The organism is Rhizobium sp. L43, from assembly GCF_002531725.1.
Classification (GTDB): domain Bacteria; phylum Pseudomonadota; class Alphaproteobacteria; order Rhizobiales; family Rhizobiaceae; genus Rhizobium.
Genome location: NZ_NWSQ01000022.1, coordinates 71,411 through 83,549, shown reverse-complemented (window position 1 = coordinate 83,549; position 12,139 = coordinate 71,411). Strand labels below are relative to the sequence as shown.

Genomic DNA, 12,139 nt, shown 5'->3' with positions numbered 1-12,139 from the left:
AGTGTCGGCATTGACTTCGCTTAATCGTCTTTACAACGTGGCTCCATTCGACGGGCCAAGGCGCAGAACGATGGGAGGCCGAAATGAACAGGACAAAGGTTCGGTTGGAAGACCGGGGGCTGGTCGAATGCCCACGATGGCATGACGGCGAGCTGTGGTTCGCGGATTGGACAAGCGGCGAAATCCTCACCTTGAGCGAGCACGGAACTGTCAGGGTCGCGACAACCGCGAAAGCCCCGCCCCTGTCATTCGACTTCGGACCACAGGGCGACATGTACGTCATCGCGTCCGGGGCATCGCATTTGCTGCGGTTCAACGGCTCCGGACTTGAAGAGTTCGCCGAATTGGGAGCGGATGGCTGGAACGAGATCGTGATCGATCCGCAAGGCTGTATCTACGTCAACGGACCCGCGATCCTGCTGATACATCCAGACGGGACGGTCGAAACACAAGCGGAAGGCTTTCAGTTTCCGAACGGAATGGCTCTCTCTCCGGACGGGCGCACACTGGTTTGCGCCGAAAGCTGGGCGAAACGGCTGACATCGTTTGACGTCGCCGCCAACGGGCAACTTTCCAATCGAAGGGTTTGGGCCGATCTTCCCGGGCCGCCCGATGGCATATGCTTCGACGCTGAAGGCGCGATCTGGTACGCCGACGTACCCAATGCTTACTGCCGCAGGGTTCGTGAAGGCGGCGAGCTGCTCGATGAAGTGAAGGTCGATCGCGGCGCATTCGCCTGCATGCTGGGCGGACCTGATCGAACCACCCTCTACATAACTGCCGCCAAATGGTTCGGGATGGACAAGATGGACCAGATGGGCGGAACTGGCCAGCTCTTGTCCGTCGAGGTCGAGACAGCCGGGGCGGGATGGCCTCACGGCTAGTCGGCATCTAGCCGCATCGGGACACAATCGAGGCGCATCGCAAGCTCTTCGAGGCCCGCTTCGAAGCATTGGATGAAATCATCAGCGAAATGAAACGGGAGGGAAGTGATGAATCAGCAAGTTGACAGTGCAGGTGGTGCTGAGAATCGCACGTCAGTCGAGCGCAGAGGGGATCGCGAACTCGTCGTAACGCGGACATTCAATGCGCCGCCGAGCACGGTTTACAGGGCGTGGAGCCAGCCCGAGCTGTTCCAGCGCTGGTGGGTGCCAAAATCGGCATCCGGCGTTTCGCTCGTATCGTGCGATATGGACGTCCGTACCGGCTGCAAATATCGGCTGGAATTCGGCGCCGGCGGTTCGGACACCATGGCCTTCTATGGCAAGTATCTCGAGGTGGTGCCGAACGAGCGCATCGTCTGGACCAACGACGAGGGCGAAGAGGGCGCGATCACGACCGTGACCTTCGAGGACCAAGGCGGGAGGACACTCGTGAATTTCCACGAGGTCTATCCGTCCAAGGAGGCGCTTGAGGAAGCACTACAGGGCTCGGCGGCCGCATTGCCGGAGCAGTTGGAACAGCTCGACGAATTGCTTTCCAGCATAGGCGAGTAGCGCGGGTCGAGAAACTCGCCTCGGGGGAACGTCTGCTCTTCGGGGGTGACTCCACCGGCCTTTCTGGCCGGAGCGGGGCGCAAAGCGGGCTTATCCTTCGACAACGAAAAAAGTCCGCTTAGGGGCCGAAAGCCGTCGGTCGGCTTCCGGGCTCCGATTTTCGAAAGCAGACCTTGAGCCTGGCGGGCGCGTGATCTGACGCGAAGTGGACGTCCGGTCGCCCTCGGCCGAACGCACGCGCCGGCGACCCCTTTCGTAAGTCCGAAATCCTAGGTTTCAGTCCCATCATTTCAGCTATAAGGTGGGAGACATCGCCCCAAGGGGATTCAAGGCCAATGCCCCCAGAGAAGAAGGACCGTTCGCCTGTTGCGCTGGAACAGCGCGACATAAGCGCCGACCAGCGCATGTTCTCACCTTCCGTTGCGCGAAATTCGGCGCCGATCGTCGCGGTCCTAAAACGTGTACTTCCAACACGTGGCGCCGTGCTGGAGATTGGATGCGGGACCGGCGAGCACGCCGTGTGCTTTGCGGGAGCAATGCCCAACCTCACCTGGCAGCCGAGCGATCCGGATGCCGACGCCCGCACCAGCACGTCTAGCTGGATCAAATTCGCAGGGCTGAAGAATGTGCTGGTACCGCGGGATATTGATGTGTGCTCAGGACAATGGGGCGTCGAACAAACGGGGCATTTTGACGCCATCGTGTCGATCAATATGATCCATATCGCGCCATGGGCGGCAAGCTTAGGATTGTTCGCAGGAGCTGGCCGTTTGCTTCACGCTGGTGGGCTTCTTGTTCTCTACGGCCCGTTCATGCGCGACGGGGCACACAACGCCCCCTCGAACGCTGCTTTCGACGCGGCTCTAAAGGAGCGCAACCCATCCTGGGGTGTGCGTGATATCGCTGAACTTGAACAGGTGGGTGAGACCGCTGGACTTAATCTCCGCGAGACGATCGAGATGCCTACCAACAATATGTTGTTGGTCTTCTCCAGCGGTAGTGCCTGAACGACAAGCGGGCGCGAAAGAGACGTGGACCCATAGCAGCATTCGGCCCCCTTGCTGCCGTTCGAGGTCGATTCGAGGAACGTGCGGTATGTGCTAGAATGCGGCCCGAAGGCGAAATGCGATAGACGCACTGCGGGGAGCCGTGTGATCGAACCGGAATTCGCACGTGAAAGCCGACGTTGTGTTCTTGAAAGGGGAGACGAGGACGATGCCGACACCGCAGCAACTCAGTCTGATAGTGCGACAAAAATCCCCACCGAATATCGAGTTTCCGTTTTCGTCGCTCTCCGATTGGCTGATCCCAACCGAGCAGTTCTTCGTGCGAAACCATTTCCCGTCGCCGGACCTCGATGCGCGAGACTGGAGATTGCGCGTTGGCGGGGCGGTGGAGCGGCCGATCGAACTTGACCTCGACAGCATCAAGGCGATGCGGAGCACGACTTTATCAGCCGTCGTCGAGTGCGCAGGCAACGGGCGCGTCTACTATGTGCCGCCGAGGGAGGGGTTGCAGTGGCAGAACGGAGCCGTCGGCAATGCCGCGTGGACAGGTGTTCTTCTGCGCGAGATTTTGGAAATGGCGGGCGTTAAGCGAACCGCCTGTGAGGTTCTGCTCGCAGGCGCCGACAGCGGCGTCGTCGACGCGAACAAGAAAACGGCTTCTCCCGGCCCCATAGCCTTTGCGCGCAGCTTACCGCTTGAGAAGGCCATCGCTGACAGCACGATCCTTGCCTATTCGATGAACGAGGAGCCGTTGACGCGCGATCACGGCTACCCGCTGCGTGCGGTCGTGGGTGGCTGGTTCGGCATGGCTTGGGTCAAGTGGATCACGGATATCACGGTTGTGGAGCAACCGTTCCTTGGCTACTGGCAGGCGCGCGACTATTTCCGTTGGGAGCGCAACCTCGGGGAACCCAGGCTGGTCCCCCTTGCGGAGATGGAGGTCAAAGCGCAGATCGCGCGTCCCGTCCAGGGGGCGCGTCTCGTCGCCGGCCAGCCGTACCGGATTTTCGGAGCCGCCTGGGGCGGAGAGGCTGCTATCCGGCAGGTGCAGGTCTGCACCGGAGATGGCAGGGGCTGGCGCGAGGCGAGGCTCCTCGAAACAGAACGTCCCTTTGCATGGCGCCTGTGGGAGTACATGTGGACCCCTGAAGACGTGGGGCCATATACACTGCGATGCCGCGCGACCGATGGGGCGGGGTGCGTGCAGCCCGACCTCCAGCGTTCCGACTGCGAGAGCTACGCGGCCAATTGGATCGTTCCGGTGGAGGTTACGGTCGTTCCCGAGCCACAGACATACGCGGAGGAATTCGTGATCTAATCACCCGCACCGGGCCGCATTGCCGCCCGGCAGCATTGGCAATCGGTCGGCGGTGTCTCTGATCGCATTTCTGCTAAAGCAGGAAGCAAATCGCCCGCGATGTCACCAACTGCCCGAGTATGAAGGGCGCAACGGGCTGATGGGCATCTCGCTCATCGAGCCTCTTGTCGTGAAGGAGGAGCGCTAGGATGGGCACCGACCGGGATACCGTGCGGTCTTATGATGCGGTCGCGGCTGACTATGCTGCAGAGGCCGCGGCGATGCCCGAATGGGTCGCGACAGAGATCGATGTGTTCGTGACCGAGCTGGGTGGCTCCGGCAGGGTGCTGGAGATCGGAAGCGGCGGCGGGCGCGATGCACTTGAGCTTGAGAAGCGGGGCATGAGCGTCCGGCGCACCGACATTTCGAAGGGTTTCGTCGAACTGCTTCGCGAGAGTGGCTTCGAGGCCGACCTATTGGACCCGCTGACCGAAGACTTGGCCGACCCGCAGCGTCCCGGCACGCCGTACGACGGGATCTGGGCCTGTGCCTGCCTGATTCACGTCGCGCGCGAGGATTTCGGCACGGTGCTTGGAAAGCTTGCCGAGGCGACCCGGACCGGCGGCCAACTGCACGCCTCGGTTAGAGAGGGCGACGGCGAAGATGTGTCCACACACGGCAGTCCTGCGGCGCCGCGGCGCTACGTCGAGACGTACTGGCGCGAGTCTCCCCTGCGGTCCGCACTCACAGACGCCGGCTGGATCGTCAGCGAGGTACGTCGGTGCGTCGGAAAGCCCCATGATCGGTGGCTGAGCGTTCGGGCGAGTCGGGCGTGACGCACACAGACCGGCGGGAATGGCCGGTTGTGGCGCGACTATGAACTTTAGGTGGTCGCCGCAATGTCTGCTTGCGGGCGAAGGCAAGATCGCCTCTATGGCCGATGGGGCGCAAACCGGAAGCACTGATGCCGTCATTGGCTCGAAAGCATTGACGGATTTGTCATTGACCATGTTGCGACGAAGCGGTCGGGGATCGTCGGCTGCGGCGCTCGACAAATGAACAGTCCAAGTCGCTTGGGCAGCAGGCAGCTCCGAGCCTATCGATTTCTATTAAGAAAGTCCCGTGTTATGATCGCGGCCCTGGCGTCGTCCGCCGTGGGTTCTGCGCACGGAGACCTGTCTCATGAGTGAAGTGGACGTCCTTTTTGCCGCCCTGCGACAGGCCGCTGACCCGCAGACGGTCGAGTGCATCGAAAACGTCGTCAGGCATGGCTCGGATCGCGATCTCAATCGCATCAATGCGCTTGCCTTCGCCGACAAGCACCATCTCGATGAAGAGAAAACCATCGCAGCGCTTCTGCACGCCGCCCGCATCGGCGCCTTCGAAATGACCTGGAACGTGCTTTGCCCGGGATGCGGCGGCGTGCTTGACAGCGGCGCGACCCTTAAAGGGGTCTCCCAGGAGACCTACCATTGCGCGCTCTGCGCGGCCGGCTACGAGCCGACGCTCGACGAGATGGTCGAGGTAACATTTACCGTCAGCCCGCGCGTGCGCAGGATTGCCGCCCATGACCCTGATCGGCTTCCTCCGCTTGAATACTACCGGCAGATCTTCTTCAGCTCCGGTGTCGATTTGCCGGAGGATCTGGAAGCGAAGTTTTCACGCATCCAGCTGGAGATGATCGAGCTGGCTCCGGGCGAGAAGGCTTTCGTCTCCCTGCAACTGCCGGCGCAATTCGTCATCATCTTCGATGCGGTCACCCATTCGGCGCAGTTTATCGACGTGCAGGGCGAGCCCACCGACGAACGCCAAACCCTGTCGATGGTCATCAGCCGGACGCATGCGCTGAACGAAACGCTGACCCTTCGTCCCGGCCTGCTGCGGCTCACCCTCGAAAACCACACCGATCGCAGGGTGGTGCCGAACGTCTGCATTGCAGGCGATGAGCTGCACGACCTGTTGGGCCGCAGGCGGCCTTTTCTGACAGCCAAGCGCCTGCTGACCAACCAGAGCTTCCGCGACATTTACCGGACCGATACGCTTGACGTCGACCAGCGCCTCAAGATCACCAGCCTGACTTTCCTCTTCACCGATTTGAGGGGCTCGACCGCGCTCTATGAGCGCGTCGGCGATCTTGCCGCTTTCGATCTGGTGCGCGCCCATTTCAGGGTTCTGCACGAGATCGTCGCCACAGAAGCCGGAGCCGTGGTCAAGACCATCGGCGATGCCGTGATGGCGACCTTCCCGAGCCCGGACCGCGCGGTGGCGGCCGCGCTCAGGATGCGGGAGGCGATGCTTCGGTTGAATACCGAACACGGCAGCGACGATCTTCTCCTGAAGATCGGCATTCATGAGGGACCATGCCTCGCCGTCAACCTGAACGACCGGCAGGACTATTTCGGCCAGACCGTCAATATCGCCTCCCGCGTCCAGGGCCTTGCCGATCCCAATGTGATCATGACGACGGAGGCGATCGTCGGCGACGCCCAGGTTTCGGAGATCCTGCGTGACGGCGGCATCACATCGGCCTCGCGGATGGCGGAACTTCAGGGCATCGGGCGGGAGGTCAGAATTTTCGCCCTGTCCTGAGCTGCCCTTCGCGCGCATTGCAGCCCGACATCAACATCGGTGCTGGCTGTATTTCCTCGAAATCCCAATCGGATTTTTGCCCGCGGATTGCTGTTTTTGTCATCGCCACACCTTGTGCGGGTGAAGCATATTGTCTTGATCAACGATAGTTCATATTGACTAGTGTGCCGGCCACCTAAAAAACGAGTTGTTCATGGCTTTCGTCTTCCGCCTGCCTGCGCTTGTTGCCCTCGGTTTTGGTCTTTATTCGACAGTCTGCCACGCGCAATCCTTTGATTGCAGCAAGGCGCAGAGCGTTATTGAGAAGGCGATTTGCGCCTCTCCGGCGCTGATTGCTGAGGATACCGCCTTGGCGGCCTCCTATCGGCAAGCATTGACGGATCTCGGCGGCGACCCGGTCAAGCTGAACGATCTGCGCCAGCAACAGCGCCGCTGGCTGGCGGAGCGGAATAAATCCTGCGTGGATACCGACCCGGTCCGGCTGTCGAGCTGCCTGACAGCAAGTTATCACAAGCGTCTTACGGCGTTGAACGCAGCGAGCCCTTCTCCAAGCCAGAAGTCTCCCGAAACTGCCCCGGTCGTCCAACCCACGCCAATGACTGCGCAGGCGACCGCGCCGGTGACACAGTCAGCGGCGGCACCGGATATCTCGGCGCCCTCGGCTGCCGCAGCGGCTCCATCCGCGCCGGTAAAAGCCCCGCCCCCGCTGGTGTCGCAGCCGCATCTGGCATTGGATCGCCTGCCTGGCGATCAGGATGGCAGCACCTTGCTGACCGTCGAGACGCCGGGCCATATCACCATCCGCACGCAGAGCCCTTCCGGTGCGGCGCTGCAGCTCGTCGATATGATCGCAGGCCCAGGCGGCCGCATGGGTGCCGCCGGCGTCAGCGACGGCCGGATCGACGCGCTGCTCGACAAAGGCACCTACAAGATCCGTGTGTTCGGCGCCAAGGGTGCCGCCGGCGACGTCAAGCTCACCGCGCAAGCCTATCAGGAGCTCGAACAGCCCGACGCCGCTTTGGCCGCGCTCAGCCCCGTCCATGCCGATCTCAGCGATCTGCAACAAAGATCCTATTGGATCGACATTCCCGAATCCGGGCCCCAATCCGGGCGCGTCGATATCGAGGCGGTTGGACGCTCGCTTCAGGATCTGCGCTTGTGGCGAAACGGCACCGATATTGCCGATCTCTCGCCTGATATGTCGATCTTCGAATTGAAGCCGGGCCTGCCGATAACCCGGGCCACGCTTACGGGAACGGTCGAGCCGGGCCGCTACCTCGTGACCGCCTATGGCGGCCAGAAGCTTGTCTGGACCAACGCGGACGCCGCAGAGCCATTCCATATTCGCACCGGCACGCAGCTATCGCTGGCTGGCGGGATTGCCGAAAATGTCATCGGACCTTTCGGCTCGATCCGTTTCGAGGCGCCGGCAGATCTCGATACCTTCCGTCTGGAGCTGCCGCAATCGGCGCCGGCCGTGCTCCGGGCCGGTCGGGTTTCCGGCGCTGAGACCGCGTTCCAAAGCGCAGCAATCGACAAGGCCAGCCGTGAACCGACAGCCACGCTTTCACTTTCGACAGACAGCCAGCCGAGCATCGTCGAAGTCTCGGGTTATGAAGGCCAGCATTTCCAGGTTCGCGGGGTTCGGTTCGGCACCGAAACCCGATTTAAAGGCTCGGTGCCCAATCTCATCAGTCTCGACGTTGCCGGCGAAGGCGGCGATGAAATTCCGGCCACGGCGCTGCTGGTGCGCCAGGATGGCGGTGGCAAAGCCACCATCGTCGCGTCGGACCTGCCGCATCTCGGCCCAGGCCAGGCTTGGCGGCAGCGCTTCAATTTACGCGGGCCGACATCGCTGCTGTTCGAAATGACGCAGGCGGGCCAGATCGCGGTCCGCACCTCCGGCGTTGCCCTGCACACCGACATCAGCCCGGTTCTGGTTGGCAATGCCCCGCGCGCCGATGGCCGCAATCCCGATCATTTCGATCTGGACGCCGGCTATTATCTGCTGCGGCTGCTGCCCGACAACGATGCCGCCGGCATCGTCGATCTCACCTTCGGCACGCCGGGCCTCGTCCCACCGGTTGAGCCCGCCGCTCCGGCGCGCACCCATATTTCCTTCGGCATCCGGGACGCCGAAAAGGCCACGCGCTACGAGATCATCGCCAATGCAGCGCCCGGTCTGCTGACGGGGCCGCGTGCCGTGGCCTTGCCCGCGGATCTGCAGGCGCGGCCACTGGCGCTCTGGCAGCCGGCCTCGGCAGCGGATTTGCAGATCGACGTCCGTGTGCCCGCCGGCGGGACGATCGCCGCCGTCGATATGCACAATAGCCCAGTCGCTTTTGCGGCCGGCAACGAGCGCGTCGATGCAAAAGGCCGGACCTTGAGCCTGCGCTTCCCGGCTTCCGGCGCTGCCCGCTCGATCGTCGTCAGCTGGCAGCCTGATGCGGCTGGGGCGGGCAAGATCGAACCGCCGCCCCCCGCATCCCCGTTGATAACAGGCCAACCCCAGTTTCTCGATCTCGCCGAGGACGCTCGGAAAGCCTACCGGCTCGAGGTGGCGGAAGGCGGGCTTTATCGCATCGAAACCCTTGGCCGTTTGCAGACTTCGCTGAGCCTTGGCACATCCTTCCTGCCGAAACTCGGAGAAGCGGCGGACAATGGCGATGGCCACAATGCGCTGCTGCAAACCTATCTGCGCGCGGGAACCTATCAGATCGACATCTCCGTACAGAATTCCTCCGGCCATCTCGGCGTCGCCGTGACACCGGCCTCGCTTCTGACGGCGGCAAGCCTGGTCACTGATGGCACCAGCCGAGGAATTCTCTCCGGCGGGCGCGGCGCTGTCGTGCCGATCGAGATCACGAGTGCAGGGTCTTACCAGCTTGATCTCTACTCCCTGGGGGAAGACCTGACCGCTCGTCTCGAGGATGCCGAGGGATGGCCGCTCACCGCGCCGGGGCCGCTTTCCGGCCTTAGTCAGGATTTCACGCCGGGGCATTATCGCCTGGTGATCCTGCCGCGTGATGTCGACACACGATTTGTCGCGCGGCTAAGGCCGGTCATCGACCCGCCGCAGCTGCAGGGCCATGGACCGCATCCGCTGGCCTTCAATCAGACCCAGGCATTTCAGTGGCGCGAGCCTCAGAGCAAGGGCGACGCACGCATTCCCGATAGCTGGACGTTCGATCTTCTTGCCGATGCGGATGTCGGTATCGATCTCACCGAAGGCATGATCGGCACACTGTTTCGCGACGACAAGGAGCAGATCGCCCGATTTGTCGCCGCTCCCCGGTTTACCGGCACATTGAAGGCCGGGCATTATCGGATCGACCTCACAAGCCTCGCTCGTGATGACCGGCTGGACTATCAGATCACCCTGAACACTGAGGATTTGCAGCCCGGCGAGGCGCGCTTCGTCAACCTGCCGGCCGAGCTTTCCTTCAATGTCGAGAAGGACCGTGTCGTCAGCCTCGGCACTTTCGGCCGCAGCGAAATCAAGGGCGTGCTGAAGGACGCGCAAGGCGCCGTCCTCGAACGGCTGACGGGGCGCAGCGATGATTGGAACATCGCGCTGTCCACCCGCCTGCCGGCCGGATCCTATAGGCTCTCCCTCGATCAGGCGGCGGCCTCAGGCACGGCCAGCCAATCGGATGATAATTCCGACGATCAGGAAACCGACGGCGATGACCAGGAGGCAGGCGGCGACGAGGCCAATGTCGGGGATATCGAGGTCCAGTTCGCCCTGCCGCAGGAGCAGCCGCAGCCGGCGCTCGCCGAGACCGGCAGCGCCTCCGTCGATGGCGCCTCGGTCTTTACTTTCCCTCTGCCGGGTCCCTTGCCGGCCAATGGAAAGGATCAGCTCGCGCTGGTGGCGGCGCAGTCCACCAGCGACCTGGTTCTCTCCGTCGAAAAACGAGACGCCGATGGCAGTTGGAAGCCGCAAGCCTTTGCCCGTGGCCGCACGCCCTTTATCGCCTGGCCTGCTTCGGAGGGAGAAGCAGAATGGCGCGCATCGGTCTGGACTCTTGACGGCGGGGCAGCGCCCATCAAGATCGCCGCGCGCCGCATCGCCCGCGAGATGCGCGAGCCCGGCGACATCGCCTTGGAACCCGTGGCGATCGACGGTCTTGATCTCTCTCTGAACGTTGCTCTTGTGCATGCACCATCGGCCGGCCTCGTCGACCTCGGCGCCGGCGCAGATCTGTTTGCAAGCGCAAGCGCCGATCGCCCGCTCACGGCGGCCACATCAGGACTTTTTGCGCCGCAATCGGATCGTTTATGGCTGGTCTCCCGTGCAGCCGGCCATGTGGAGGTGAACCCTGCGCAGCCCGATGCAGAGATCGCGCTGACGCTTTCGCCGGGAGATCGGGCGGTTATTCCGGCGACCCCGCCTTTGCCTGATAAGGTGAGGGTGTGGCGCGCGGATTCGGCCTTCGGCCAGCCGGGCCTCGCGGCCGGACGCGGCATGGGCGTCAGCCTCAACTCTGCGGTCGCTCTGGCCGATCATCAGGATTTGCATATCTGGAACGCCGCCAGCGATGAAGGCCTGCAGATGCGGCTGAGGCCGATCGATGCGGCAAAACTCGAGGCGGTGCAGCTGAACGGCACTTTGACGGCGACCGTTCCGGCCTTCAGCGCGCAGCCGGTGAAGCTGGCAGGCGGGGTGAAACGGCTGACACTCGACCTGGCGCCGGGGATCGCCGTCGTCTCCGCCCCTGCAGCCTCGCAATTGTTGAACGTCTGGTCGGGTGGCTCTCCCCTGTCGCGCAGCATCGCGACGTCGGCTGAAGAGATCTGGCTCGTCAACCTGACGGGTGATGCGGGCTCGGCGCGCGTCGGCCTGTCGCCGGGACAAGCCGTCAGCCTTAGCAATGATCAGATCAGGCGCCGGTTCTTCGGCACGGTCGGATCGGAAGAAATCGCGGTCGATGCCATCAAAGGAGATGTCCTGAATGTCTCCGGCGGCGCGGCGACCTTTATCGGCGCCGACGGTCGGGTCTTCCGCGGGGAGAGCATGTCCGTCTCCGGCCCCGGCCAGTTGATCGTCGATCACGGCGCCGGCCTCGTGGCGCTGTGGCTGGAACGCGGCGGCAAGTCGCCTTGGCCGAAGCCCGAGCCGCAATCGATGACCCTGCCGCAGAGCGTGACGCTCGAGGGTGAGGCCATGGCCTTCCGTCTCGGTCCGGCCCAGCCGATGGTGCTCGACGTCAGCACCGATGCCCCCGTCATCGCAGCCCTGGAGCAGGATGGTCACCGCGACATGCAGCTCTTTCCCACAGGAGCGGAATTCCACCGCTATCTCTCGGCGGGCGAGGCGATCCTGACGCTCTATTCCACGCATGAGGGCCCCTTGTCGGGCAGCCTGGATATGACTGCGACGCCTGTTGTGCCGGTCAATGACGGCATCGGAGCCCCGGTCGTGCTTGCACCGGGAGCGACGGCGCTGTTCGGCTTCGAGGTCAGGAATAGCGGCAATATCGGTGTCGGCCTGCGTTCCGATCCGGACCTTGCGATCGGCCGGCTGCTGGACGCCAAGGGCCAGGTGCTCGGCGAGGGCGTCAATCAGCTCAAGCAGCTTGCGGCAGGCTATTACCTGCTGGAAGCGCGCGCCCCGGCCGACGCACCGACGCTCATCGTCCGGCCTTCGGTGGTTGGATTGTCGCCGCCGCCCGCCGGTCCGCCGCCCGAAATCATCAGCGATTATCTGCAGCGTGCCGGTTTGAAGCCCACGGGATCGAAGTGAAACA

At 63.0% G+C, this 12,139-nt stretch carries 7 protein-coding genes and 1 pseudogene; all 8 read left to right on the top strand.

The annotated features are described in order from the left end of the window. The first annotated feature begins 83 nt into the window (after nt 1-83). The 8 genes and pseudogenes from CO667_RS25680 to CO667_RS25645 all read left to right on the top strand — a co-directional run bounded on the left by CO667_RS25680 (nt 84) and on the right by CO667_RS25645 (nt 12,135). Nucleotides 84-884 (top strand): SMP-30/gluconolactonase/LRE family protein, encoded by an 801-nt coding sequence (locus tag CO667_RS25680; protein ID WP_097621100.1) that lies wholly within the window; start codon nt 84-86, stop codon nt 882-884. Nucleotides 885-904: 20 nt separating this feature from the next. Next, a pseudogene (locus CO667_RS36385) lies at nt 905-1,009 on the top strand (ArsR family transcriptional regulator); the annotation flags it as partial. Then, nucleotides 993-1,496 (top strand): SRPBCC family protein, encoded by a 504-nt coding sequence (locus CO667_RS25670; RefSeq protein WP_097621099.1) that lies wholly within the window; start codon nt 993-995, stop codon nt 1,494-1,496. The pseudogene CO667_RS36385 and the gene CO667_RS25670, both read left to right, overlap by 17 nt. A 335-nt stretch (nt 1,497-1,831) precedes the next feature. Then, the gene (locus CO667_RS25665) at nt 1,832-2,503 is read left to right on the top strand and encodes a DUF938 domain-containing protein (RefSeq protein WP_097621098.1); all 672 of its coding nucleotides are present in this window, start codon (nt 1,832-1,834) and stop codon (nt 2,501-2,503) included. A gap of 208 nt (nt 2,504-2,711) precedes the next feature. Further along, entirely contained in the window at nt 2,712-3,821 is a 1,110-nt protein-coding gene (locus CO667_RS25660; RefSeq protein WP_097621138.1) for a sulfite oxidase, read from the top strand. Between the two features lie 188 nt (nt 3,822-4,009). After that, complete coding sequence (locus CO667_RS25655; protein WP_097621097.1) at nt 4,010-4,636, top strand: class I SAM-dependent methyltransferase; 627 nt, start codon at nt 4,010-4,012, stop codon at nt 4,634-4,636. Nucleotides 4,637-4,982: 346 nt separating this feature from the next. Next, a complete protein-coding gene (locus CO667_RS25650; protein WP_097621096.1) occupies nt 4,983-6,389 on the top strand; it encodes an adenylate/guanylate cyclase domain-containing protein in 1,407 nt (468 codons plus the stop codon). A 193-nt stretch (nt 6,390-6,582) separates the two neighbouring features. After that, nucleotides 6,583-12,135: a lysozyme inhibitor LprI family protein gene (locus CO667_RS25645; RefSeq protein ID WP_097621095.1), complete on the top strand. Its 5,553-nt coding sequence runs from the start codon at nt 6,583-6,585 to the stop codon at nt 12,133-12,135. Nucleotides 12,136-12,139: the final 4 nt, after the last annotated feature.